17 protein-coding genes, 2 tRNA genes and 3 rRNA genes are annotated in these 26,129 nt (G+C 45.1%); 10 read left to right on the top strand and 12 right to left on the bottom strand.

Annotation, left to right across the window (positions count from 1 at the left end):
- The first annotated feature begins 306 nt into the window (after positions 1-306).
- The 6 genes from mdtD to BS636_RS06375 all read left to right on the top strand — a co-directional run bounded on the left by mdtD (position 307) and on the right by BS636_RS06375 (position 6,551).
- Positions 307-1,698: a multidrug transporter subunit MdtD gene (mdtD, locus tag BS636_RS06400; RefSeq protein ID WP_099338031.1), complete on the top strand. Its 1,392-nt coding sequence runs from the start codon at positions 307-309 to the stop codon at positions 1,696-1,698.
- A gap of 67 nt (positions 1,699-1,765) precedes the next feature.
- Entirely contained in the window at positions 1,766-2,539 is a 774-nt protein-coding gene (locus BS636_RS06395) for a GH25 family lysozyme (RefSeq protein WP_099338030.1), read from the top strand.
- A gap of 43 nt (positions 2,540-2,582) precedes the next feature.
- Positions 2,583-3,599, top strand: a complete 1,017-nt coding sequence (locus BS636_RS06390; RefSeq protein ID WP_099338029.1) for an MBL fold metallo-hydrolase — start codon at positions 2,583-2,585, stop codon at positions 3,597-3,599.
- Between the two features lie 18 nt (positions 3,600-3,617).
- Positions 3,618-4,673 (top strand): DNA polymerase IV, encoded by a 1,056-nt coding sequence (gene dinB, locus BS636_RS06385; RefSeq protein ID WP_099338028.1) that lies wholly within the window; start codon positions 3,618-3,620, stop codon positions 4,671-4,673.
- Positions 4,674-4,894: 221 nt separating this feature from the next.
- On the top strand, positions 4,895-6,190 hold the full coding sequence (shiA, locus tag BS636_RS06380; RefSeq protein ID WP_099338027.1) for a shikimate transporter: 1,296 nt from the start codon (positions 4,895-4,897) through the stop codon (positions 6,188-6,190).
- Positions 6,191-6,194: 4 nt separating this feature from the next.
- Positions 6,195-6,551, top strand: coding sequence for a RidA family protein (locus tag BS636_RS06375; RefSeq protein ID WP_099338026.1), 357 nt, complete (start codon positions 6,195-6,197; stop codon positions 6,549-6,551).
- Between the two features lie 69 nt (positions 6,552-6,620).
- Here BS636_RS06375 and BS636_RS06370 read toward each other — a convergent pair whose 3' ends face one another.
- The 11 genes from BS636_RS06370 to def form a co-directional block, all read right to left on the bottom strand.
- Positions 6,621-7,169, bottom strand: coding sequence for a DUF2726 domain-containing protein (locus BS636_RS06370; RefSeq protein WP_099338025.1), 549 nt, complete (start codon positions 7,167-7,169; stop codon positions 6,621-6,623).
- 400 nt (positions 7,170-7,569) lie between these two features.
- The gene (locus tag BS636_RS06365) at positions 7,570-9,960 is read right to left on the bottom strand and encodes a YgiQ family radical SAM protein (RefSeq protein ID WP_099339615.1); all 2,391 of its coding nucleotides are present in this window, start codon (positions 9,958-9,960) and stop codon (positions 7,570-7,572) included.
- Positions 9,961-10,103: 143 nt separating this feature from the next.
- A complete protein-coding gene (locus BS636_RS06360) occupies positions 10,104-11,318 on the bottom strand; it encodes an MFS transporter (protein WP_099338024.1) in 1,215 nt (404 codons plus the stop codon).
- 146 nt (positions 11,319-11,464) lie between these two features.
- A 5S ribosomal RNA gene (gene rrf, locus BS636_RS06355) occupies positions 11,465-11,579 on the bottom strand.
- Positions 11,580-11,796: 217 nt separating this feature from the next.
- A 23S ribosomal RNA gene (locus BS636_RS06350) occupies positions 11,797-14,690 on the bottom strand.
- Between the two features lie 471 nt (positions 14,691-15,161).
- A tRNA-Ala gene (locus BS636_RS06345) sits at positions 15,162-15,237 on the bottom strand.
- A gap of 71 nt (positions 15,238-15,308) precedes the next feature.
- Positions 15,309-15,385, bottom strand: a tRNA-Ile gene (locus tag BS636_RS06340).
- 61 nt (positions 15,386-15,446) lie between these two features.
- Positions 15,447-16,985, bottom strand: a 16S ribosomal RNA gene (locus tag BS636_RS06335).
- The 16S, 23S and 5S rRNA genes sit together here with 2 tRNA genes alongside, the layout of an rRNA operon.
- Positions 16,986-17,572: 587 nt before the next feature.
- Positions 17,573-19,603, bottom strand: coding sequence for a TonB-dependent copper receptor (locus tag BS636_RS06325; protein WP_099338023.1), 2,031 nt, complete (start codon positions 19,601-19,603; stop codon positions 17,573-17,575).
- A gap of 72 nt (positions 19,604-19,675) precedes the next feature.
- Positions 19,676-20,092 carry a DUF2946 family protein gene (locus tag BS636_RS06320; protein WP_099338022.1) on the bottom strand — a complete coding sequence of 139 codons (417 nt, stop codon included), beginning with the start codon at positions 20,090-20,092 and terminating at the stop codon, positions 19,676-19,678.
- 91 nt (positions 20,093-20,183) lie between these two features.
- Complete coding sequence (gene def / locus BS636_RS06315; RefSeq protein ID WP_099338021.1) at positions 20,184-20,714, bottom strand: peptide deformylase; 531 nt, start codon at positions 20,712-20,714, stop codon at positions 20,184-20,186.
- A 120-nt stretch (positions 20,715-20,834) separates the two neighbouring features.
- Between def and BS636_RS06310 the strand changes: the two genes are divergently transcribed.
- From BS636_RS06310 to BS636_RS06300, 3 genes are all read left to right on the top strand, one after another.
- Positions 20,835-21,989, top strand: a complete 1,155-nt coding sequence (locus BS636_RS06310) for a LysM peptidoglycan-binding domain-containing protein (RefSeq protein WP_099338020.1) — start codon at positions 20,835-20,837, stop codon at positions 21,987-21,989.
- Positions 21,990-22,081: 92 nt separating this feature from the next.
- Positions 22,082-23,221 carry a DNA-processing protein DprA gene (gene dprA / locus BS636_RS06305; protein ID WP_099338019.1) on the top strand — a complete coding sequence of 380 codons (1,140 nt, stop codon included), beginning with the start codon at positions 22,082-22,084 and terminating at the stop codon, positions 23,219-23,221.
- 40 nt (positions 23,222-23,261) lie between these two features.
- Positions 23,262-23,837 carry an L-threonylcarbamoyladenylate synthase gene (locus BS636_RS06300; protein WP_099338018.1) on the top strand — a complete coding sequence of 192 codons (576 nt, stop codon included), beginning with the start codon at positions 23,262-23,264 and terminating at the stop codon, positions 23,835-23,837.
- Positions 23,838-24,276: 439 nt separating this feature from the next.
- Here BS636_RS06300 and BS636_RS06295 read toward each other — a convergent pair whose 3' ends face one another.
- Entirely contained in the window at positions 24,277-25,176 is a 900-nt protein-coding gene (locus BS636_RS06295) for a DMT family transporter (protein ID WP_099338017.1), read from the bottom strand.
- Between the two features lie 223 nt (positions 25,177-25,399).
- Between BS636_RS06295 and BS636_RS06290 the strand changes: the two genes are divergently transcribed.
- Positions 25,400-25,945, top strand: coding sequence for a glutathione peroxidase (locus BS636_RS06290; RefSeq protein WP_099338016.1), 546 nt, complete (start codon positions 25,400-25,402; stop codon positions 25,943-25,945).
- Positions 25,946-26,129: the final 184 nt, after the last annotated feature.

Here is a 26,129-nt window from a genome sequence, read left to right as displayed (position 1 = left end):
TCGAAGATCAATGCCAAATGAGCATGATGGAAAAATTTCCCCAAGATTATGACGGTTTTATTGCAGTTTAATGACAGGAATATCATATATTTTGCAACACTGGTCCGTTTCGGTGTATTTATCATCCTTCAGCATGCAGCTGCTATTTTACTACAATGAGCATAGTTAACTGATCTCTATAAAGTTTCTGCTAGTTATATTTCATGTCATAAATACCCGAATAAGACACTGATTTAGTACAACGGCTTGAGTGAATTGATTTAAACTTAGCCCATATTAAAAATCACATGACTTTCTAAATAGCACATGAATGCCACGCCCACCCATCAAGCGCTGCAACCCGAATTTAGACTGCTGGTCTTACTGGTATCAATCGGCTTTTTTATGCAAGGTCTGGATACCACCATTATCAATACCGCCCTGCCTGCAATTGCCCGCAGTCTGCAGGAAGATCCGTTACGGATGCACAGTGTGGTGGTGGCGTATGTGCTTTCGGTTGCAGCCTGTATTCCATTGAGTGGCTGGCTGGCGGATCGCTTTGGTGTTCGGAATACTTATTTTAGTGCCATCATTGTCTTTATCATAGGTTCACTGGGCTGTGCCTTTTCCCATGACCTGAATGAATTATTGATCTATCGGGTTCTGCAAGGCATCGGTGGCGCATTGCTATTACCAGTCGGTCGTCTGGCAATGCTAAAAATCATTCCCCGTACCCAGTTTTTAGCTGCGATGAGCCTGATGAGTCTTGCAGGCCTGATCGGTCCCCTGATTGGACCTACCTTGGGCGGCTGGATGGTGGAATACCTGTCTTGGCAATGGGTATTTCTGATTAACCTGCCAATTGGCCTGCTTGGTACCTTAATTACTTTTAAAGCCATGCCGAATGTCACTGAACCGGATGTCGCGAAGTTTGACTATGCCGGCTTTGTCATGCTGGTAGTAGCCATGGTGGGGCTATGTCTAGGCATTGAAAACTTTGCCAATCCACAATATCCGCTATGGTGGAGTCTCAGCTTAGTCGCGGTTGGATTTCTGTTTGCGCTGATCTATGCCTATCATTCACATACGCATAGTAATGCCCTGTTCCGTAGCAAGCTGTTTAAAAACCAGATTTATGCGATTGGTATTTTAGGCAATTTCTTTGCCCGTCTTGGTGGTAACTCGATCCCCTTCCTGTTGCCGTTGATGTTACAGGTGGCTTTTGGTTTTGAACCGTTCATTACCGGTTTGCTGATGATTCCAACTGTATTGGGTTCGCTGGCTTCTAAACCCATTATTCGCAAAATCATTCAGCGCTTTGGCTATCGTCAGGTGTTGCTGGTGAATACTTTGCTAGTGGGCCTGTGTATCGCCAGCTTTGCTTTAACAACGGCGGATACACCAATCTGGTTACGGGCCATTCATTTCTTTATTTTTGGTATCCTGAATTCACTACAATTTGTTTCCATGAATACCCTAACCTTAAAAGACCTTAGCCAGCAGGATGCCAGCAGCGGCAACAGTTTCCTGTCCATGATCATGATGCTGTCGATGAGTATTGGCGTGGCATTGGCAGGTACTTTGGTGAATATGTTTAGTGCTTACTTTGGTCCTGCACAGCTGGATAATGCTTTCCACCTTGCCCTGCTCTGTCTGGGTTGTCTGAATGTAATTGCCGCCTATATTTTCTGGCACATTCCCAAGAATACGCCTGTGTGATGGTCAGGTCATCCCACTGCAAGACAAAACGCTATAAGCTAGATAGAGTCAAATTTTGAAGAACCTAATGAAGAAGCCAGCCAAGCATTTTCTACCTCTTTGGGCAGCAATGATGAGTGTCATCCTGCTGCTCTCTGCCGTTTGCGCAGTCTGGTGGCTATTGCTGAAGCCCATGCCTGCCAACGCTTCTGAATATGATATTCATGGTTTTGATGTCTCCCATCATCAGAAAGCGATTAACTGGAAGCAGATTCCTAAAGATAAATACCGCTTTGTCTATCTAAAATCGACTGAAGGCGGTGACTTTAAAGATACCAAATTTCAGGAAAACTGGCTCAAAGCACGTGAACAGGGTTTTCTGGTCGGTGCCTATCATTTTTATCGTCTGTGTCGTGATGGTAAGGTACAGGCAGAAAACTTTATTGAAACCGTACCGAACAAGGCCGATGCCCTACCTCCAGTAATCGATCTGGAATATGACAGCAACTGTATTAACACCTACTCCAAGGAACAGTTACTCAAAGAAATTCAGGTGATGCATGATTTGTTGAAACAGCACTATGGCAAGCAGCCGATGTTCTATACCTCTAAGGCTTTTTACAATATTGTACTGGCCGGACAGTTTGCTGAAGTACCATTGTGGATTCGTGAATATAAAGGCTTGCCTGATTTAAAAGATCATCCGAAATGGCATTTCTGGCAGCATACCAGTCAAGGTCAGATCAAAGGGATTCCAACGACTGTCGATCTGAATGTATTTTATGGTTCGGAAAAGGACTGGCTGAAATTCCTAAAACAGAACGGAATTGAGACTGCACCTACACAAAATTCAGCAAAATAATTCTACAATTGGAATGTAATAAAGAATAAAAGGATCAATAGCTGTGAAGCTTGGAAAAATAACTTTAGCTGCGATTCTAATAATTGTCGTCATCCTTGGAGGAATGGGTATCTATCTACTCCAACCTTCAGGTCAACTGAGTGAATTTGACGCGTGGCAAGCCAAATCAAATACTTCAACAGATGGCTTAAATGTCCGCTTCTTTGGCGTTTCTACCCTGCTGTTTGATGATGGACAGGACCAAATTCTAATTGATGGATTTTTTAGTCGTCCCAGTCTTTGGCAAGTCATCAGCTCCGAAGTTTCCAGCAATTCATCTCTATTGCAGAAGGTGATTCAGGATTATCAGCTAAACCGGACGCGGGTGATTTTAGTCACCCATAGTCACTATGATCATGCTCTGGATATTCCTGAACTCGCTGGGAAATTACCTCAAGTGCAAATAGTCGGTTCGGAAAGTACCCTAAATATTGCACGAAGCAATCCTGCGGTAAGAACCTCTCAGCTACGGCGTGCTATATCAGGACAATCGCTACAATGGGGACAGTTTAAAGTCACGCCAATTGCTTCAGCACATACTCCACCCACACCCGTGAATGATGACCTCGGTGAAGAAATTACAACTCCGTTAAAATTGCCTGCCAAGTTTTCCAAATTTAAGGAAGGCGGCAGCTTGGATTATCTGATTGAACATGGCGGACAACGAATTTTGGTTAAAGCCAGTACTGGTTTTATTCCAGAGCAACTTAAAAATGTGCAGGCGGATATTTTGTTTTTAGGCATCGCGCAGCTATCTCGACAGTCCAAGGATTATCAACAATCTTATTTAGAGCAGACTCTCACTACAGTCAAACCAAAAATTGTGATCCCTATTCACTGGGATGATTTTTTCCAGCCGCTGGATCAGCCTTTACAGTTTCTGCCACGCTTGGCTGATCATGCGCCTGAGAGTATGCGTATCCTGATCAAGACAGCTGAAGTCCAAAAGATTCAGGTCGTGCTGCTTCGCAATACTGCATCCTATAGTCTTTTGAAATCAGCATCTTCCCAAGTGCCTTAAAGCCTTTTAAGATGGCGTATGCGCAAAATTATCCATATCGATATGGACGCCTTCTACGCCTCGGTGGAACTGCGTGAACGTCCTGAATTAAAACACTTGCCTGTGGTGATTGCCTCGCATCATCCACGGGCTGTGGTTGCGGCTGCCTCTTATCCGGCACGGGAATTTGGTGTGCATTCTGCCATGCCAATGAGTCAGGCACGCAAGCGCTGTTCACAGCTGATTGTGATTGAGCCGGATTTTCAAAAATACCGAGAAGTTTCTGCACAGATTCATCAGATTTTTCGCAAATATACATCCATCATTGAGCCACTTTCCCTAGATGAAGCCTATCTGGATGTGTCGGATAATCTATTGCAAATTCCCAGTGCCACAGAAGTTGCGATGCGTATTCGGGAAGACATTTTCCGGATGACTGGCCTCACTGCGTCAGCAGGTGTGGCACCCAATAAATTCCTGGCTAAGGTTGCCTCAGACTGGCATAAACCGAATGGTATCTGCGTGATTAAGCCTTCCCAGGTACAAGCTTTTATTCAGGACTTACCGCTTAAGAAAATTCCCGGCGTCGGCAAGGTTACGCAGGAAAAACTGAAAAGCCTGAATCTGGAAACCTTGGGCGATTTACAGCAAATGGACGAAGCCGTCCTGATTCAGCATTTTGGCAAATATGGCAAGCGGCTGCATCTGTATGCACAAGGCATTGATGAGCGGCCAGTAGAAACCGAGCGTGAACGCCAGCAAATTTCTAAGGAAACCACTTTTGGCGATGATCTGGTGCTGAGCCAGTGTAGTCCTTATTGGGATCAACTGATTCAGCAGGTCTGGAGTAGTCTGGAAAAGAAACAGCTGAGTGCCCGTGGCATCACCGTCAAATTAAGGCTGAAAAATTTTCAGATCATTCAACATAGCCGCAGCTTCCGTTCTGTGCTTAAAAATCCGCAAGAGATGCGTCAGGCCCTACAGTTCTTGCTACAAGATATGCATCTGGATCCAACCTTGCAATTTCGCCTGATCGGTGTTGGGGTGTATCAGCTTTCACCGTGCCAGCAAGAAGCACAATTGTCGCTGCTTTAAAGCAAACTGAACAAGAAATAGTCATCAGTTTAAAAAGCCAACAACTTTATTTTTACCATTGTGCATTTTTGGAGTAATCTATCCGCGCAATGCATTATCCATGTATGTGCTGAGATGCTGAAAATCACCTTTACTTTCAGCATGCTGTCCTGTGATTGGCGCGACGATCAAATCCGAATATTACAGGGCAACTCTGTTGTCCCCATGGAATCCTATCCTGCATGTCTTCTGCAAATTCAATTTCTTTTCAAGAACAACGCGCGCGAAAAGCGGCGCTTTCCAGTTTTATTGGTGCTGTTGTCGACTGGTACGACTTTCTGCTTTACGGTATCGTCGCAGCCCTGATTTTTAAAGATCAATTTTTCCCAAGTATTGGCAACAATATGGGCACATTAGCTGCCCTGGCCACCTTTGGTGTCGGTTTCTTGTTCCGGCCTCTTGGTGGTGTGGTGTTTGGTCACTTTGGTGACAAACTTGGCCGTAAAAAAATGCTGGTACTGACTGTCATCCTGATGGGCATTTCGACCGTCGGGATCGGCCTGCTCCCTAACTTTGCTGCCATTGGCTGGTGGGCACCTGTCCTGTTGGTGACCCTGCGTGCCATTCAAGGCTTTGCAGTGGGCGGTGAATGGGGCGGTGCTGCCCTGATGGCAGTTGAGAATGCGCCCAAAGGCAAAAAAGCCTTTTATAGTAGTGGTGTTCAGGTCGGCTACGGCGTCGGTTTAGTACTGGCCACTGGTGCAGTGTCCTTAATCATCGCAACTTTAGGTGAAGAAGCCTTTTCAGACTGGGCTTGGCGTATTCCATTTATTGCCAGTATCATATTGATTGGCATTGCGATGTGGATTCGACGTGATCAAGATGAATCACAAGAATTCGTAGAAAAAGTGGTTAAAGCCAAACAGCATCCAACCAAACTTCCGATTCTTCAGGCCATCAGCAAGCATCCTAAGGCCTTTCTGTACATCATCGCCCTGCGTATGACTGAGCTGCTCACCATGTATCTGGTGACCAACTTTGCCCTGAATTATTCCACCAATAATCTGGGCATGGACAAGCAATTCTTCCTGAATATCACCTTAATGGTTGGTGCGATTAGTTGCGTCAGTATTCCATTCTTTGCCTGGATTTCGGACAAGATTAATCACAAAACCATGTGTGTTTGGGGTGGCTTAATCGGTGCTTTATCTGCTTTCCCGTTCTTTATGGCACTGGATGCGCAAAATACCTGGATGATTATTGTCGGGGCTATTCTGCTGGCCAATGTCGCACATGACATGGTCGTGAGTGTGCATCAGCCAATCTTCACTTCGCTGTTTGGTACTGAATACCGTTACAGTGGTGCCGGTGTCGGTTATCAGGTTGCCAGTATTATTGGTGGTGGTTTTACCCCAATGATTGCTGCTTCTCTAGTGATTTGGGGAGATGGTTCATGGCATTATGTAGCCATCTATCTCGCTGTGGGCTGTCTACTGACTGCATTGGTCGCTGCCCTGATGCCAAAAACCCAGGATTAAACTGATGACTGTTCAACGTTTGCATGTTTCTCAACGCTTCTCTGAAATCGCGATTTCAGGCAATCTGGTTCACTTAGCGGGTCAACTGGCCAGCGATTTCGATCTGGATATTAAAGGCCAAACCCAGCAAACCTTGGACATCATTGATCAGTTCCTGGCAGATGCCGGAACAGATAAAAGCCATATCATGTCAGTCACTATTTATCTTAAGGACATTGAACGCGACTATGCGGCGTTTAATGAAGTCTGGGATGCCTGGGTGTCTGATATTCAAGCCCTACCCCGTACCTGTGTGGAAGCCAAACTCTACGATCCACGTGTACTGGTAGAGTTGACTGTGGTTGCAGTCAAACCTGAATAATTCTGGGAAAATTTATCTTCTAATAAAAAAGCATGCGATCTGCATGCTTTTTTATTTGTGCCGGAGATATTAACCCACTGCCTTCACCTTAGGCCGGCCCAGAGCGGAATACAGTGGGAACTTCTTTAGTGCTGTCAGGGTATTCGGGTTAACTACGCCCTCCTCCTCACTTTGTTCATTGAGGAAGTCACGACGCAAGTGATGATATTCTGGGATATCCTCATAGCGAATCACCCGATAGCCTGCCATGCTCAGCAGGGCATCCTGATACTGGGCTTGCTGCGGGCGTTTCAAGACCATCGGATCGTCCACGGCCACGATGGCAACGACCAGATGATCCTGATCGAGTACGACAAAGTCCGCAATCAGATTGCGATATTTGTTACGGGTACGAAAAAATTTGGTGGTCAATAGCGCGTCGTAGGAGACTTGTGCCAGAATAATACTCTCTGGCAAAATTTCCTTCAGGCGTGTGTAAGTTAACTGTTGATTCAGATTAAAAATGGCGCGTTGCTTCAGCACACTGTCTTGCTGCTTGCCGCTGTCCTGTACTCTTTTCCATGCCATCAGGATGGTGCAAAAGAGCAGGAAACTGCCAATCATGATATAGGTGGCCATGCGTTAGTCCTTTCTGCATTCTTATAATCGTTTTTGTTTTATTGTTGTCAGTATAGATCGATTTTCATCCGAAAATCACGGTACAACCAATTTGCTTAGATACTGCAACATCCGGTATCAAAACTTATATGAGGGCATTACATTTCGTAGGACTAAAAAATTCCGTGTACTGGAAATGTAATGCGTTCCTTTAATAGCTCTCACTCTAAATCAGCCACCTAAATTTAAGCAATAGTATTTTCTTCTGTTTGTCTTACAATTCCGATAAAGAGCATTTTTTAAACAATTTTTTTCAATAAATACCTTAATTTAATTATTTTTTAATTAAGTTTTGACTTGATCTTAATAAAGAAATGATCCGGAAAATAAAAAAGACACCGAAGTGTCTTTTTTAAGTGATTTAGGCACGACTTTTTGGCTTAGCCTTGCCTTTAAGCTTAGAACCACCAAATGGCTTTTTCGCATCACCCGTTTCACGTGGTGGCAGACCAGTATGCTGAGTCAGAATCTGGCCTTTTTTCGGACGGTTATTCTGAGCTTGGCCACGATTGCCTGGGTTGCCGGTACGTTTCTGTGAATCGCCTGCCACTGTAGAGTTCTTCTTACGCGCAGACTGGTATTGACCCTCTGTACCAGCTGGTTGATAGGTCGGAATCAGATGCTGCTTCGAGTTACCAATCAGGTCTGAACGCCCCATTTCTTTCAGAGCTTCACGTAGTAAAGGCCAGTTGTTTGGATCATGGTAACGCAAGAATGCCTTATGCAGACGACGACGTTTTTCACCTTTGACAATATCGACATCTTCAGTATAACGCGCGACTTTTGCCAGCGGGTTTTTACCAGTGTAGTACATGGTGGTTGCAGTCGCCATTGGTGACGGATAGAAAGTCTGTACCTGATCGGCACGAAAACCGTTCTTTTTCAGCCAGATCGCCAGATTCATCATGTCGTAATCCGTAGTTCCCGGATGCGCTGCGATGAAATAAGGAATCAGATACTGTTCCTTGCCGGCTTCCTTACTGAAACGGTCAAACATCTGCTTGAAGCGGTCATATGTCCCGATGCCCGGTTTCATCATCTTCGATAATGGGCCTTTTTCGGTATGCTCTGGCGCAATCTTCAGATAACCACCCACATGATGGGTGACCAGCTCTCTGACATATTCCGGATTCAATACAGCAAGGTCATAACGCAGACCTGATCCAATCAGAATCTTTTTAATGCCCGGTAAGGCACGTGCCTTACGGTATAACTGGGTCAACGGTGCATGGTCGGTATGCAGGTTTTGACATACGCCCGGGAATACACATGAAGGTTTACGACAGTTCTTCTCAATCTCAGGATCTTTACATGCCAAACGGTACATATTGGCTGTTGGGCCACCTAAGTCCGAGATAATGCCGGTAAAGCCCGGAGCCGTATCACGAATCTTTTCCACTTCACGCAGGATAGATTCTTCAGAACGGTTCTGAATGATACGACCTTCATGCTCGGTGATCGAACAGAAAGTACAGCCACCAAAACAGCCACGCATGATGTTCACCGAGAATTTAATCATGTCAAAAGCCGGGAAGCGTGCATTACCATAAGATGGATGTGGCAGACGTGCATAAGGCAGGTCAAACACATAATCCATTTCTTCGGTGGTCAGTGGAATCGGTGGTGGATTGATCCAGACATCACGTTCACCATGTTTTTGTACCAGCGCACGTGCGTTCCCTGGGTTAGTTTCCAGATGCAGAATACGGTTGGCATGCGCATACAGCACAGGATCATTTGCCACTTCTTCAAAAGAAGGTAAACGGATCACTGCTAATTCACGTGGTGGTAATTTATGTTTAATGGCTTTAGAAGTTGGTTGTAGCTGCACAATTTGCGTATCTGGATCTAAATTGTCCCCTTCACGCACGATTGGATTGGCTACGACTTCTTTCTGGAAATTCTGGTATTGGCTTAAGCTGTTGCCTTTATCTTTTTCAATTTCACAGCCATCAATATCTTCGCTCATTACATAAGGATTGATGATCGGATCAACACGGCCAATGGTATCCACATCATTGGATGCAATTTCAACAAACTGAGCTTTCGCAGCACGGTTATGTTTATTAATAATGAATGCAGTACCACGGACATCAGTAATCTGATGAATCTTTTCACCTTTGGCTAGGCGATGCATGATTTCAATGATCGAGCGTTCGCCATTGCCATACATCAACAAGTCCGCTTTAGAATCCATTAAGATCGAACGACGGACTTTATCTGACCAGTAGTCATAATGTGCGATACGACGTAATGAACCTTCAATACCACCGAGTAATACCGGCACATCCGGGAAAGCTTCACGACAACGTTGGCAATAGACGGTTGCTGCGCGGTCTGGACGTTTATTCGGCTGGTTATCTGGAGAATAAGCATCATCTGAACGAATCTTACGATCCGCCGTATAACGGTTGATCATTGAGTCCATATTACCGGCAGAAACACCCCAGGCAATATTTGGCTTACCGAGTACACGGAAGGCTTCTACATTGGTCCAGTCTGGCTGGGCAATAATCCCCACACGGAAACCTTGTGCTTCAAGTACACGCCCAATGATCCCGGTCACAAATGACGGATGGTCAATATAGGCATCACCGCAGACAAAAATAAAGTCACAGCTGTCCCAACCGAGTTGGTCCATTTCCTCGCGTGACATCGGCAAAAAAGGCGCGGGTTCAAAACATGACGCCCAATATTTGTCGTAATCAAACAACGCTTTAGGCGCAGTCTGAGCGGTATAAGCAGTAGACATGGCTAGCAATTCTCGGCTGGCAGATGGAAGATCAGAAAAGTGATCAAAGATGAAAGCCGAGTATTTTAGCATGAATTCAGCTCAGGTTGCTTGATTATAATTTATACAATATTAGCTTTAAGCCCTTTATCAGGAATATATACTTATTCTATTTTTGAATGATCAGTTGCAGGTTTTAAATACTGTGCCATCCATAAACCTAATCCTAAAATAATGGCGATAAATACACTTAATCCTAACCATCCGGCATTTTCCCAGACTAGCCCACTCGAACTTCCGAGTAAGCTTGAACCCAAGTAATAACAGAACAAATAAAGGGACGAACCTACCGCACGATACTGTAAGGACTGCACCGATACCCAGCTACTGGCCGTTGAATGGGCGGCAAAAAAGGAAAAGGTAAAAATCAGCAAGCCGATAAACACAAAAGCCAAGCTATTAATGAGCATTAAGACTAAGCCCAAAAGCATGCTCACAAGCATGGCGGCAAGCACCTTATAACGCCCGAACTTTCTGCTCCATGCTGCAGCTCGAGGAGAACTATAAATCCCGGCTAGATAAGTAATCGAAATCAGACCAATCCAGACATGAGACAGTTCAAATGGCGCTTGAATCAAACGATAACTCAGATAGTTAAATACCGAGACAAAGCCCCCCATCAGGATAAAGCCCTGTAAAAACAGAATTCTTAATTTAGGATCACTCAGGTTCTGCTGAAATGCTCTGATAAAACGGCTGAATTGAATTGGATAAGCTTTGAAATGCTTGGACCTCGGCAATAGAAAATAAAAGGTTGTAGCAATACATAGATTCAGTAGACCAATAATCAAAGTTGCAGATTGCCAGGAAATAAAATCAACCAATACCCCTGCAATCAAACGGCCACTCATGCCACCAATGGCAGTGCCGGAAATATACAACCCCATGGCAAAGCCCACATCCTGCTCTGCCACTTCTTCTCCTATATAAGTCATCGCCACTGCTGCTACACCACTGACCGTTAAACCAATCAGTACCCGTGTTGCCAAAAATATCGACCAGATCGGCAGTAAAGCACTGAGTAACAGTAATACTGATACAGAGAATAAAGACCAGACCATAATCGGCTTACGACCAAAACGGTCTGAAATAAGTCCTGTAAAAATCAGGCCAACAGCTAAGGCAATGGTAGAGAAGGAAAGTGGAAAACTACTTTGTGTCGGAGAGATATAAAAATAGTCCGCCAGAATCGGCATCATGGGCTGAACGCAATACAGCGATGAGAAAATCGCAAAACCCGCCAGAAATAAGGAGAATAAAACAGCTTTAAAAGCAGATGAACCATATTCGATATGGCTTGAAGATGAATTTGAGGACATATCCGCTCCATGAACCTGCTCAGTATACGCCTCTCAATTCGCCTTTTATGTGATGATTCAGTTTAAATAACCATCAAATAATTATTTTTCCCAAATCCCACGCATAAAAAAAGCCCCCTGGCTAGCAGAGGGCTTTTGGAATAATGAGCTGGCGATGACTTACTCTCACATGGGAAACCCCACACTACCATCAGCGCTAAGAGGTTTCACTTCTGAGTTCGGGAAGGGATCAGGTGGTTCACTCTTGCTATGGTCGCCAGCACAACTGGTATGCTTACTCGCTATGGTCTTAACTACGTTGCTTGCGCTTCGTTTGCCTAGCTTTCTTCAAATAGAATTCATTAACAGATGTATCTGAGTTGTCGTAGTTTGCGCTTTAGCGTTCACTAAATCAAGTTTTTGTCTGATCGTTAGATCAATATGAAATCAATTGATGCTCACTTCTTTCGAAGTTCGTATACAACTGCTTGGGTGTTGTATAGTCAAGCCTCACGAGCAATTAGTATTGGTCAGCTTCATGCATCACTGCACTTCCACATCCAACCTATCAACGTCGTAGTCTTCAACGGCTCTTTAGTGGACATAAAGTCCAAGGGAAATCTTATCTTGAGGTAGGCTTCCCGCTTAGATGCTTTCAGCGGTTATCCCTTCCGAACATAGCTACCCGGCGATGCGACTGGCGTCACAACCGGTACACCAGAGGTTCGTCCACTCTGGTCCTCTCGTACTAGGAGCAGATCCTCTCAAATTTCCAGCGCCCACGGTAGATAGGGACCGAACTGTCTCACGACGTTCTAAACCCAGCTCGCGTACCTCTTTAAATGGCGAACAGCCATACCCTTGGGACCTGCTTCAGCCCCAGGATGAGATGAGCCGACATCGAGGTGCCAAACACCGCCGTCGATATGAACTCTTGGGCGGTATCAGCCTGTTATCCCCAGAGTACCTTTTATCCGTTGAGCGATGGCCCTTCCATACAGAACCACCGGATCACTAAGACCTACTTTCGTACCTGCTCGACTTGTGGGTCTCGCAGTTAAGCGCGCTTTTGCCTTTATACTCTACGCGTGATTTCCGACCACGCTGAGCGCACCTTCGTACTCCTCCGTTACTCTTTAGGAGGAGACCGCCCCAGTCAAACTACCCACCAGACATGGTCCTCGTCCCGGATAACGGGACAGAGTTAGAACCTCAATATTACCAGGGTGGTATTTCAAGGACGGCTCCATGGCAACTAGCGTCGCCACTTCAAAGCCTCCCACCTATCCTACACAAGTAAGATCAAAGTTCAATGTCAAGCTGCAGTAAAGGTTCACGGGGTCTTTCCGTCTAGCCGCGGGTACACCGCATCTTCACGGCGAATTCGATTTCACTGAGCCTCTGCTGGAGACAGCGCCCCCATCATTATGCCATTCGTGCAGGTCGGAACTTACCCGACAAGGAATTTCGCTACCTTAGGACCGTTATAGTTACGGCCGCCGTTTACTGGGGCTTCGATCAATAGCTTCGCTTGCGCTAACCACATCAATTAACCTTCCAGCACCGGGCAGGCATCACACCCTATACGTCCACTTTCGTGTTTGCAGAGTGCTATGTTTTTAATAAACAGTTGCAGGGGCCTGGTTTCTGAGGCTGCCAACAGCTCAAGGAGCAAGTCCTATCACCGCCGGCAGCGTACCTTCTCCCGAAGTTACGGTACCATTTTGCCTAGTTCCTTCAGCAGAGTTCTCTCAAGCGCTTTGGTCTACTCGACCTGACCACCTGTGTCGGTTTCGGGTACGATTCCTGTTTAACTGAAGCTTAGAGACTTTTCCTGGAAGTATGGTATCAGCCACTTCACTGTACAAGTACAGCTTGCTATCAACTCTCAGCATAGAGCACCCCGGATTTGCCTAAGATGCATGCCTACAGTCTTCCACCTGGACAACCAACGCCAGGCTGACTTAACCTTCTCCGTCCTCTCATCGCATTAAACAGAAGTATTGGAATATTAACCAATTTCCCATCGACTACGCCTCTCGGCCTCGCCTTAGGGGTCGACTCACCCAGCCCCGATTAACGTTGGACTGGAACCCTTGGTCTTTCAGCGAACGGGTTTTTCACCCGTTTTGTCGTTACTCACGTCAGCATTCGCACTTCTGATACCTCCAGCAGACTTCTCAATCCACCTTCATCGGCTTACAGAACGCTCCCCTACCACTTGCAATAAATTGCAAATCCGCAGCTTCGGCATATAGTTTTAGCCCCGTTACATCTTCCGCGCAGGCCGACTCGACTAGTGAGCTATTACGCTTTCTTTAAAGGGTGGCTGCTTCTAAGCCAACCTCCTAGCTGTCTATGCCTTCCCACATCGTTTCCCACTTAACTATAATTTAGGGGCCTTAGCTGGCGGTCTGGATTGTTTTCCTCTTGACTACGGACGTTAGCACCCGCAGTCTGTCTCCCGGATAGTACTCATTGGTATTCGGAGTTTGCATCGGTTTGGTAAGTCGGGATGACCCCCTAGCCGAAACAGTGCTCTACCCCCAATGGTATTCGTCCGAGGCGCTACCTAAATAGCTTTCGGGGAGAACCAGCTATCACCGAGTTTGATTAGCCTTTCACCCCTATCCACAAGTCATCCCCTGGCTTTTCAACGACAGTGGGTTCGGTCCTCCAGTCAGTGTTACCTAACCTTCAACCTGCTCATGGATAGATCACCCGGTTTCGGGTCTATACCCAGCAACTAAACGCCCTATTAAGACTCGGTTTCCCTACGGCTCCCCTATACGGTTAACCTCGCTACTGAATATAAGTCGCTGACCCATTATACAAAAGGTACGCAGTCACCACTTGACGTGGCTCCCACTGCTTGTATGCATGCGGTTTCAGGATCTATTTCACTCCCCTCACAGGGGTTCTTTTCGCCTTTCCCTCACGGTACTGGTTCACTATCGGTCAGTCAGGAGTATTTAGCCTTGGAGGATGGTCCCCCCATATTCAGACAAGGTTTCACGTGCCTCGCCCTACTCGACATCATCATATCAGCCCTTTCGTGTACAGGACTATCACCCACTATGGTCGCACTTCCCAGAGCGTTCCACTAAAACTGATATGACTTAATGGGCTGTTCCCCGTTCGCTCGCCGCTACTGAGGGAATCTCAATTGATTTCTTTTCCTAAGGGTACTGAGATGTTTCACTTCCCCTCGTTCGCCTCATTAACCTATGTATTCAGTTAATGATACCTACCTTATGGTAAGTGGGTTTCCCCATTCAGAAATCTCCGGATCACAGGATATTTGCCGCCTCCCCGGAGCTTTTCGCAGGCTATCACGTCTTTCTTCGCCTCTGACTGCCAAGGCATCCACCACATGCACTTAATTACTTGACTATACAACCCCAAACAGTCGCTCGTACCTACAAGTAGTACTTCGCGTTGCGAACTTAATCGCCACAGTTTGTAGAGTTCGTGAACTTAATCACTGTACAGCTTCAATTAGATTCATATACCAAAACGCTTGATTCAGTTAATTTCGCTAGTAACTCATCAATCTCTCAATTAAGAACAAGTTCTTAATTTTGATTTCAACGAGTATGAACAAATTATTTCAACTCAAATATATTCTGTTAATGATTTTTCCAGCCTTCGTCAGGTCAGGAAACTGTGATAAATCACAGAGATTATCAAGTGCGCGTATCATAACGCTTGTACTTGCTAATCTCTAGGATCTAATCACCTGATCGCTTAGGAACTAAACAACTTCATCACTGTATGATTACATACTGCGCGAAGCGTAGCTTCTTGCTTAAATTTCAAGTAAAAGCCTTAAAGCAGTGCTTTAAGTTTTATGATCTTGAAATTTGGTGGAGACTAGGAGAGTCGAACTCCTGACCTCCTGCGTGCAAAGCAGGCGCTCTACCAACTAAGCTAAGTCCCCAGCTTATCAATAAGTCAATGTATCGTTCCGTTCTGTTTGCTTCAGCATTTTCATGCTTTGTTAGTCAGATTTGGTGGGTCTGACAAGACTTGAACTTGTGACCCCACGCTTATCAAGCGTGTGCTCTAACCAACTGAGCTACAGACCCTCAGATACATCGTCATGAAGAACAACTTGTTGTGGATTCTTACCAATCGTCAATCTTTCGTTAAGGAGGTGATCCAGCCGCAGGTTCCCCTACGGCTACCTTGTTACGACTTCACCCCAGTCATCGGCCACACCGTGGTAAGCGTCCTCCTTGCGGTTAGACTACCTACTTCTGGTGCAACAAACTCCCATGGTGTGACGGGCGGTGTGTACAAGGCCCGGGAACGTATTCACCGCGGCATTCTGATCCGCGATTACTAGCGATTCCGACTTCACGCAGTCGAGTTGCAGACTGCGATCCGGACTACGATCGGCTTTTTGAGATTAGCATCTGCTCGCGCAGTAGCAACCCTTTGTACCGACCATTGTAGCACGTGTGTAGCCCTGGCCGTAAGGGCCATGATGACTTGACGTCGTCCCCGCCTTCCTCCAGTTTGTCACTGGCAGTATCCTTAAAGTTCCCGGCATTACCCGCTGGCAAATAAGGAAAAGGGTTGCACTCGTTGCGGGACTTAACCCAACATCTCACGACACGAGCTGACGACAGCCATGCAGCACCTGTATCTAAGTTCCCGAAGGCACCAATCCATCTCTGGAAAGTTCTTAGTATGTCAAGGCCAGGTAAGGTTCTTCGCGTTGCATCGAATTAAACCACATGCTCCACCGCTTGTGCGGGCCCCCGTCAATTCATTTGAGTTTTAGTCTTGCGACCGTACTCCCCAGGCGGTCTACTTATCGCGTTAGCTGCGCCACTAAAGCCTCAAAGGCCCCAACGGCTAGTAGACATCGTTTACGGCATGGACTACCAGGGTATCTAATCCTGTTTGCTCCCCATGCTTTCGTACCTCAGCGTCAGTATTAGGCCAGATGGCTGCCTTCGCCATCGGTATTCCTCCAGATCTCTACGCATTTCACCGCTACACCTGGAATTCTACCATCCTCTCCCATACTCTAGCTTTCCAGTATCGAATGCAATTCCTAAGTTAAGCTCAGGGATTTCACATCCGACTTAAAAAGCCGCCTACGCACGCTTTACGCCCAGTAAATCCGATTAACGCTCGCACCCTCTGTATTACCGCGGCTGCTGGCACAGAGTTAGCCGGTGCTTATTCTGCGAGTAACGTCCACTTATCCTAGGTATTAACTAGGTAAGCCTCCTCCTCGCTTAAAGTGCTTTACAACCAAAAGGCCTTCTTCACACACGCGGCATGGCTGGATCAGGGTTCCCCCCATTGTCCAATATTCCCCACTGCTGCCTCCCGTAGGAGTCTGGGCCGTGTCTCAGTCCCAGTGTGGCGGATCATCCTCTCAGACCCGCTACAGATCGTCGCCTTGGTAGGCCTTTACCCCACCAACTAGCTAATCCGACTTAGGCTCATCTATTAGCGCAAGGTCCGAAGATCCCCTGCTTTCTCCCGTAGGACGTATGCGGTATTAGCGTTCCTTTCGGAACGTTGTCCCCCACTAATAGGCAGATTCCTAAGCATTACTCACCCGTCCGCCGCTAGAAATCAGTAGCAAGCTACCTATTCCCGCTCGACTTGCATGTGTTAAGCCTGCCGCCAGCGTTCAATCTGAGCCATGATCAAACTCTTCAGTTTAAAATCAGTAGTACCTTTAAAGGGTACCAATCTTGGCTCATCAATTTTCTGACAAATATTTCTCAAATAAACTTCGAGTAATTTCTACCATCAATCAATGAAAATAATTTCGATCGATCAACCAGTAAAAATCCACACAAGTTGTTCTTCATAATCTCTTAATGATCTTCTCACTACTTCGTCAGTAGCAAGCTAGGTCGGCTATATTACTCTCTATCTCTAGAAAGTCAACTGGTAACGAAAATTATTTTTAAACTTTCTTTCTAAAACCCAACTTAACCACTCTGTGCTAAGTTACTGTTTTATCAGAAGTTTTAATCTTCATCACCGCCGATGGATGTGCATTCTACAGCATTTTAGAGGGGTTGCAACACCTTTTTAGATTGATTGAATTCGGGTGTTTATTTTATAAACCAATAAATTTATAAACTACTGTTTTTTATATTAAATTTATTTTAAGAAAAATGTTCATTATTTTCTCTAAAAATGCCTAATTAGATTAAGTTATTGTATTTAAATACTTTTATAATTTTAAAAATATAAAAAGCAGAGTTTTCACCCTGCCTTTTGTATTTAATCTAATCGAATTAGAACTTTATACTGACACGTGCCCAGTAATTTCGCCCTATATTGTTAAATTGTTCATTTGCAGCAAACCCAAAACCGGAGCTGCCCATTTTATTTAAGTGTTCAGTATAGGTACGGTCAAAGACATTATCGACACCGACTGAAAGATCTACACCTTCATTCACATGATAAGTCCCATTTAAAGACAAGGTGCCAAAACCTGTACTCTTCTTATTGTCATAGCCCACGATATTGCCTTCACGTTCGCTAATGCGGTTTTGACTATCTACCAAACGCCAGTAAGCACCTAGAGTGTAGTTGTCCTGAATATAACGTAGATTCACCCGAGCTTCCAAAGGTGCAATTTGTGGCAACGGCGTATGATCGGTGGTGTTTTTACCCCAGGCATACATGGCACTGACATCAGCCTGAATGGTCTCGGTAAACTGGTAGCTAATTCCGGCTTCTGCACCGGCAATGGTTGCATCCACATTACGGGTATGTGCTTCTAGCATTCCCATATCACCTGTTGGTAAATAAGTGGTGAGGATGTAATCCTGAATGAGTCCTGCATAAGCGGATGCCCAGGAGTTGAATTTTCCATGTGCATGCTGATAACCAAGATCAAGCTGTAATGTCTTTTCGGTATCAATATTTTTAAAGGTATTTGGCTGCCCATTACCTGATTTTGGGCTGAACAATTCCCAATAATCCGGCATACGTTCCACATACCCTAATCCGATATAAGTTTTGCCATCATCATGTTCTGGGTGATGGTTTTCAAAACGGAAGAACGCACTTGGCAGTGTTTCTTTACGTTGCTGATTTGACTGTACAGCGTCAACCTTAATCTGATCCAAACGCAAGCCCGACACCAGTTTATTGTTGTCACTGACTTGATAACTCAATTCACCAAAACCACCAACAGACTGAAATTCCATATCTTTAGTCCGTGGTTGATTTTGATAAGGCATCATTGGACTGCCATTCCGTTTAGAGTGCTCGTTATTCTGGGTATCGACACCGGTAATCAGCTGTAACTTATCCCATTCATTGGTCATAGCCACACGTGCATTTAATGTTTTGCGTGCTACATTGGTTGCCATAGGCATATTCATCATGCCGCCAGGCTTGAATTCACGCAGACTATAGTTATCCATGACATGGTCATTAAAGTTGTAGTTCACCTGAGCTTCAATTTTCTTAATCACATCAGTGACATTTTTCTTTTCGACACGCAGACCTAGGCTTTCACGAGCAAACTTGGAGCCATCCATCATACGTCCAGAATAAACTGCTTCACCATCCGCTTTACCACCCGTCAACTCGACCCAGGTATCTTCATCCGGTGTCCAGCCCAGTGCCAAGTCTGCATTCCAGCGCTCCCAATCAGATGGTACAGTGTTGCCATCACCGTCTTTATAACTATTGGATACAGAACGGTTGGTATTCAGGCGGATATATTTCTTGTCATCCCCTACGGCTGCTTCAACATTCTGATCCAGACGACCGAACGATCCCATCAGCACACTGGCCTGACCACGGTATTTTTTATCCTGATCAAACTGTTCCGGGCTACGCTCAAAAATCACGGTTGCCGCTGAACCCGTATTGGCATACTGAACCGTTTGAGGCCCTTTAATCACCGAAATCCGGTCATAGCTTTCTGGAGAAATATAAGAAGTCGGAGAATCCATCCGGCTTGGACAAGCACCGAGGTTTTCTGTGCCATCGGTCAGGATTTTAATGCGTGAACCAAACATGCCACGGAAAGTGACATCACCATTGGTACCTGCGCCACTATTCACCGCACTAAAACCAACAATACTTTGCAGATAATCCGCACCATCCGTGGCTGGTACTGGCTGGATCGGCTGTTTTGGATCGGCACGCACAATCAGACCATTGGCCTCATTACCGGCAGTTGAAGTCACCACAATCGGTGCCATAGTCTGCACAGACATATGACCATTTGCCATAACCATTGGGGAATAACAGGCAATACAAACCGCAGCCGCAAGTGGCTGTAGAAAAAATTGAGGCTGAGCCATTTTCTATCTCACTGAATACATAAATTGAACACGACCTAAGTCCATGAAGACCCAAGCAAAAACAACGTGGATTTATGCAAACAGTGGAGGCGCCCTTCCCTGCGGCAGCAGAAACAGTTGTTGCAGGACAAACCAGACATGACTGAATGCGCGTTTAAAGGCAATCAGCCGAACCTGAATTCGATCCAGCACTTCTTTGACATCCAGTTCAGGCGGTAGGACCAAGTTGCCATAGACAGTACAGTACTGACATTGATGACTGGCATCGTGTTCATGATCCATCTGACCTGAGGATACGAGGTGCTGATCAACGACATGACTGGAAGCATGATGTTCAGAATGAACATGAGAGGATTGTAATAGTGCACGCGTAATCGTTTCACAGACCGGAGCAACCTGATATTGCTTCGGCAGCAAAGGCTGTAAGAATACAGCGATCTGTAAAAATACGGCTACTAAGGAAAGTAGCAACCCACCACGTATCAACATAGGAGAAAGGCAAATAAAAATTTGTCACTGCAAGTATAACAAAGCCCAGTAAAAACTGGGCAATGATCAAGGCATCAATACGACGAAATACTTAACGTTTTACTGCAACTTTGGCTTTATCACGCTGACGTGCTGCCTTTTCAATTTTTTCACGGGCACGCTGGCGTTTCAAAGGTGATAAATAATCCACAAAAAGTTTACCATTTAAGTGGTCCATTTCATGTTGGATACATACAGCCAATAGGCCATCGGCCTCAATCTCAAATGCTTGACCTTCAAGATTAATTGCTTGAATTTTTACACGTGACGGACGCTCAACTTTATCGTATATTTGAGGTACTGATAGACAGCCTTCTTCGTATGGCTGTGTTTCTTCAGTCAATGGTGTAATTTTGGGGTTAATGAACACCATGGGTTGATCTTTATCTTCAGACAAGTCCATGACAATCAGCTGAATATGACGATCGACTTGTGTCGCGGCTAAACCAATGCCTGGCGCTTCATACATGGTTTCAAACATATCTGCAGCGAGCTGACGAATTTCATCAGTAACTTCTTCGACTGGTTGTGCAATGGTACGAAGACGGGGATCCGGGAAACTTAAAATAGGTAATAAGGCCATACTGCGTCCTCAATTATGCCATTGATCAAAAAACCAAATGAAGGAATGCTTCATTAAAAAATTGTGTGTAAGATCGTTATTATAACGCAACTTACATACATAATTTTAGGAATTATGATAATGAAAAAGGTTTTGAAGGGCATGCCATCTTTTAGTGCCTTGGGGATTAAAAATCAGATGCTCGCACTTGCAGTTTGTGTAGGTGTTGGTATGGGGACAATTTCAACTACACATGCAGCGCCAGCTCGCAATGTAAATCCACCAAGCTTGAAAGCATCAGCACCAAATGTCTATGTGGTGAAAAAAGGTGACACATTATGGGATATTTCCAAACGTTTCCTTAAGAATCCGGTGCGCTGGCCAGAAATCTGGGCAGGCAATAAACATGTGAAAAATCCACACTGGATTTTCCCGGGTGACCGTTTGTTGATGTGTGATTACCAAGGCCGTCCAATCATCGGTAAAGATGAAGGCGATGGCTGTACCGGTATCATCAACCGCTACCTCGGTATGAATAAGTTACAGCCGCAGGTACGGGTGGAATCACTCAACAATACCATTCCGGTTATTCCACTGGCGCACATCCAGCAATGGCTAGAACGCTACACCGTTGTGGCACCAGATTCTGTTGAAGGCACACCATATATCCTGGGTACAGCGGATCAACGCGTATTGGCAGGTAAAGGCCAGAAGGTCTATGCACGCGGCAATGGCCTGGAAGTCGGTCAACGCTATGCGGTATATCGTGAAGCTGAACCTTATGTATTTACCGATGCTAATGGCAAGAAATATACTGCTGCGCTAGAGCTACAACAAGTGGCATCTGGTATTGCAGTACGTGGTGAAGGCGATGTGACTACACTAGAACTGACAGATAGCTACAATGCTGAAGTTCGTCGCGGTGACCGTGTCCTACCAGAATACGACCCGATGCTACCTACCCTGTTCTACCCAGTAAATGCTGAAAATAGCACTTCAGGTGGTCAGATCGTACGTGTACTGGGTTCGATTGGTACTGCTGCACGTCATAGCGTAGTCACGATTGACCGTGGTACAGCAAACGGCGTTCAGTCTGGTCATGTATATAGCGTAAACCAGAAAGGCGAAGTGGTGACTGATCCGAAAACCAAAGAGCGCGTACAGCTTCCGGGTGAGCGCATTGGTAATATCATGGTCTTCAAGACTTTTGATCAGCTTAGCTATGCCTACGTGCTAGACAGCGAATTGCCAATCAAGGTCGGTGCAACCATTCAACCACCGCTGCTGGATGAGTAATTAGCAAGAACTCTGAGATGATGCTGTAATTCAGCATCATCTCAACCTCTACATTCATTATAAAAATAAGAAGACACAAAATAGGTCTCAATATGTTGAATTCGTTATCAACGACTCAACTGGACAATATTCGCTTATGGTATGTGGTCCAGCATTCCCTCACCAGTTTTTATCGTTTATCGCAATATTATGAAAATCTTGCTGATGCTGTTCAGCCAGATCAGGCCGGTACTTGGCTCAAACTCGGCATTCATAAAAATCATATCCAGCGACTTCAGGATTTTAATTCTAAAGATTCGCAGCGCGAGTTTCAGCATTGTCTGGAACAGATCCAAAAAACTTGCGATTTTATTTTGCTACATGATGAGCCGGATTATCCGCAGCAGCTCAGTCACTACGCAGATAAGCCGCCGATTATATTCGGTCAGGGTAAGGCCGACAGCTTATTGCAGGCACAAGTAGCCATAGTGGGTAGCCGAAAACCCAGTACCCATGGCCGGCAGATGGCATACGATTTTGCTTACTACTTAAGTGAACAAGGTTTTTATATCAATAGTGGACTGGCTCAAGGCATTGATGAAGCTGCACATCGAGCAGCACTTCAGCATCATCGGACGATTGCGGTGATGGGAACCGGACTGGATCAAACCTATCCAGCCACAAATCAGCTATTACGGGAACAGATCATTGCCCAAGGCGGTACGGTAATTACCGAATTCCTGCCCGGCACTCCGCCCTTGCAACATCATTTTCCACGGCGTAACCGTATTGTCAGTGGGTTGAGTCTGGGTGTGATAGTTGCAGAAGCCACACTAAAAAGTGGTTCATTGATTACTGCTAAGCTGGCCGCTGAACAAGGCAAGACCGTGTTTGCCATTCCCGGACATATCTATAGTGAAAATCATAAAGGCTGTCATCAACTCATCCGTGAAGGTGCAATTCTGATTGACCATCCACAACAGGTGATTGAAGATCTGGCCTTGCCTACCCAATGGCAGGCAACTGAACAGCAAACTAAATCGGAAAGCACCGAACCTGAGTCTATTCAGATCCCACAGCACTTGATTCCACTTTACAATCAGCTTGACTGGATCGGACAGGATCTGGATCAGATCAGCATTCAACTCAGCCAGGATGTTTCTACCATCACAGCCCAACTCATGGAATTGGAACTACTTGGTTTCAGCACACAACAAGCCGGTATATTTCTGCGTTGTCGTGCAGGCAAATAAGGTTCACAATAGCCCTTTGTCGTTTTTTAAAGGTATATACATGATCACCACCTCTGTTGCCGAAGCAGCTGCATGCCTGAAACAAGGCCAAGTCTTGGCATACCCTACAGAGGCTGTCTGGGGTTTGGGCTGTGACCCACACAACGAACAGGCATTTCACCAAATTCTGCAACTGAAACAGCGTCCAATTGAAAAAGGCGTGATTCTTCTTGCTGGACATATTTCTCAGGTCGAACATTTACTGAAAGCACTAACACCAGAAATTCGTGAGCGTGTGGTTGCTTCATGGACCAATCGTAGTGTGTCCGAACGTGCGACTACCTGGTTATTACCTGCCAGTGAAGATATTCCAGCCTGGATTAAAGGCAATCACCCCAAAGTTGCGGTACGTGTCACCACCCATCCTTTATGCGTGGCTTTATGTCAGGCCTTTGGTGGCTATATCGTGTCGACCAGTGCCAATCCGGCAGGCCTAAATCCGGCACGTTCACTTCAAGATGCCAAGCAGTACTTCCAAGACTCTGAAAGCCTGAACTACTTAAATGGTGATTTAGGACTGAGTCAGGAACCTAGCAAAATTATTGATGCCGTAACTGGTGAAGTGATCCGCGCTTAAGCACGGATCCTTTTTTTGATTTTTTTCAAGTCCGACTAAAGTTTTGAGACAAAAAAAAGCTCAGCCATATAGGGATGGCTGAGCATAAAAAAGGATGTGCAGAACACATCCAGAGGGTCTCGAAATCTCTGGAAGATTGATAAATCAGGAAAATTTTCTGAAGTATCATTCTTGATGCGGGTATTATGTGAGAAATTATGTCCGACAACAAATACAATAAAAATTATCATTAATATATTTTAGCTATTAATAATTTAGAATATTTGACCAAAATTCAAAATATCCCGCTATTTTTGTTCCAGTTTTAAACTGAAGCGTAATTTCATCTATTCATTTTTACATTTAAAATTTACAGATTTACCGTCTATCTCAATTAAATTAGGGTGATTATTTGATTACTTTTTAATCAAATAATCACTCCACAAAGTGCCTTTCGAATTTAGGCCTTCAACTTAGGTGTGTACTGCGCCAGGAAAATACCAATCAGAATCACCAGCCCACCAATCGTGTGATAGACCGTCCAGGACTCGTCTAGCCAAAGATAAGCAATCAGTGCGGTAAAGACAGGCATCAGGTTCATAAAAATACTACTGCGATTCGGCCCAAGCACCTGCACCGCCATCATCCATAAAAATGGTGCTGCTATCGATGGAAAAATCCCGGCATAAATAATACTGCCCGCATTATTGATATTGATGGCATCCAGACCTGTCCACAGAATCATGGGAATGTGCAGCAAAATACTAAAACAAATCTGGATATACAGGCTCTGGATCAAAGGGATCTGTATCTGCCATTTCTTCAGAAAAATCCCATAGCAGGCATAGAAGAATACTGCGATCAGCATCAGTACATCGCCGATATAGGTATCACCGAAGTTTAGTAAATTCCCCCACTGTCCTTGTGCCATCACATACATCAGGCCACAGATCGACAAGATACTGCCAATGACCGCAGTCACAGCAGGACGAACATGCAGCACGAAGATACCAACAATAATGGTAAACACCGGAATGAAGGCATTAATCAGACCCATATTGGTCGCAGAAGTATAATGCGCCGAGGTATAAGCCAGACCTTGATACAACACCATCCCCAAGGCACTGAGCAAAGCCAGCTTACCTAGATAAGGTCGAATACTGGACCAGGAACGGATTACTTGTGGGAGAACAAACGGCGTTAATATTAGCAAGGCCAGAATCCAGCGATAGAAACTGATACTTACCGGTGAAATATAGTCAGCCACATAGCGATTCACCGTCATGTTCAATGACCAAATCAGTACCGCTGCCAATGGCAGTAAAAATGCCCACCACACTGCCTTGTGTTGCTGTGTCATATGCTCGTCCATAAAGTATAGGGTTCAACATTGCCTGCAAGTTTGAGCCGAGCAGGTTTGATTCAACGCCGTTTTTGTGTAGCGCAAGCATAATTGATTTTTCACGCAAAATTAATGCATAGATTCAAATTTAACCAGCGACTCTACATGTTTTTACTTGTACTGAATCTGAATACCCGTTACAACATCTGACAGGATAAACACATCAAAAACAGGACTTCATATGAGTACTTCAGTCTACGACATTCCAGTAGTATCCATTCAGGGCGCAGAATTCACATTAAACCAGTATCAGGGCAAAGTGCTGTTGATCGTCAATGTAGCGTCTAAATGCGGCCTGACTCCACAATATGAAGGTCTACAAAAACTGTATAATGAGAAAAAAGCTGAAGGTCTGGAAATTCTTGGCTTTCCGTCCAATGACTTTCTGGCGCAAGAACCAGGCAGCGAGAAGGAAATTCAGGAATTCTGCTCTATGAACTATCAGGTAGATTTCCCGCTATTTGCCAAAATTCCGGTGGTTGGTGAAGCTAAGCATCCGCTATATGCCGCTTTAACCCAAGCAATTCCTGAACGTACTGGCGAAGGTCCATGGTGGAAAGATCTGGTCGATTATGGCCTAACTCCAAATGAACCACCAGAAGTGCTATGGAACTTTGAAAAATTCCTGGTCAATAAAAATGGTGAAGTAGTTGCCCGTTTTGCACCAGACATTACCGCTGATGATCCGCGCATCGTGGATGCAATTAATGCCGAATTAGCTAAATAATTTGTAACAGTAATGTAAGCATCTCTCATATGTAGAGGTGCTTATATTTTTAAAATAAAAACAATAACTTATATTGATAAAATCACACTTTAACATTCTGCCACATTTCTTCTTGATTTTAATATTTCAACTACAATTCCTTCAATTTCAAATACATCTGCCGGCTTATGATGAGCTCATACAC

The sequence above is a fragment of the Acinetobacter sp. LoGeW2-3 genome, assembly GCF_002688565.1.
In the GTDB taxonomy this organism is placed as follows: domain Bacteria; phylum Pseudomonadota; class Gammaproteobacteria; order Pseudomonadales; family Moraxellaceae; genus Acinetobacter.
The sequence above is the reverse complement of the archived record's forward strand: the minus strand, read 5'-3'. Positions and strand labels throughout refer to the sequence as shown.

Excerpts from the sequence above, each read along its gene's own strand:
- mdtD (WP_099338031.1), top strand. The coding sequence starts at position 307 with ATGAATGCCACGCCCACCCATCAAGCGCTGCAACCCGAATTTAGACTG.
- BS636_RS06395 (WP_099338030.1), top strand. The coding sequence starts at position 1,766 with ATGAAGAAGCCAGCCAAGCATTTTCTACCTCTTTGGGCAGCAATGATG.
- dinB (WP_099338028.1), top strand. The coding sequence starts at position 3,618 with ATGCGCAAAATTATCCATATCGATATGGACGCCTTCTACGCCTCGGTG.
- shiA (WP_099338027.1), top strand. The coding sequence starts at position 4,895 with ATGTCTTCTGCAAATTCAATTTCTTTTCAAGAACAACGCGCGCGAAAA.
- BS636_RS06375 (WP_099338026.1), top strand. The coding sequence starts at position 6,195 with ATGACTGTTCAACGTTTGCATGTTTCTCAACGCTTCTCTGAAATCGCG.
- BS636_RS06370 (WP_099338025.1), bottom strand. The coding sequence starts at position 7,169 with ATGGCCACCTATATCATGATTGGCAGTTTCCTGCTCTTTTGCACCATC.
- BS636_RS06365 (WP_099339615.1), bottom strand. The coding sequence starts at position 9,960 with ATGTCTACTGCTTATACCGCTCAGACTGCGCCTAAAGCGTTGTTTGAT.
- BS636_RS06360 (WP_099338024.1), bottom strand. The coding sequence starts at position 11,318 with ATGTCCTCAAATTCATCTTCAAGCCATATCGAATATGGTTCATCTGCT.
- BS636_RS06325 (WP_099338023.1), bottom strand. The coding sequence starts at position 19,603 with ATGGCTCAGCCTCAATTTTTTCTACAGCCACTTGCGGCTGCGGTTTGT.
- BS636_RS06320 (WP_099338022.1), bottom strand. The coding sequence starts at position 20,092 with ATGTTGATACGTGGTGGGTTGCTACTTTCCTTAGTAGCCGTATTTTTA.
- def (WP_099338021.1), bottom strand. The coding sequence starts at position 20,714 with ATGGCCTTATTACCTATTTTAAGTTTCCCGGATCCCCGTCTTCGTACC.
- BS636_RS06310 (WP_099338020.1), top strand. The coding sequence starts at position 20,835 with ATGAAAAAGGTTTTGAAGGGCATGCCATCTTTTAGTGCCTTGGGGATT.
- dprA (WP_099338019.1), top strand. The coding sequence starts at position 22,082 with ATGTTGAATTCGTTATCAACGACTCAACTGGACAATATTCGCTTATGG.
- BS636_RS06300 (WP_099338018.1), top strand. The coding sequence starts at position 23,262 with ATGATCACCACCTCTGTTGCCGAAGCAGCTGCATGCCTGAAACAAGGC.
- BS636_RS06295 (WP_099338017.1), bottom strand. The coding sequence starts at position 25,176 with ATGACACAGCAACACAAGGCAGTGTGGTGGGCATTTTTACTGCCATTG.
- BS636_RS06290 (WP_099338016.1), top strand. The coding sequence starts at position 25,400 with ATGAGTACTTCAGTCTACGACATTCCAGTAGTATCCATTCAGGGCGCA.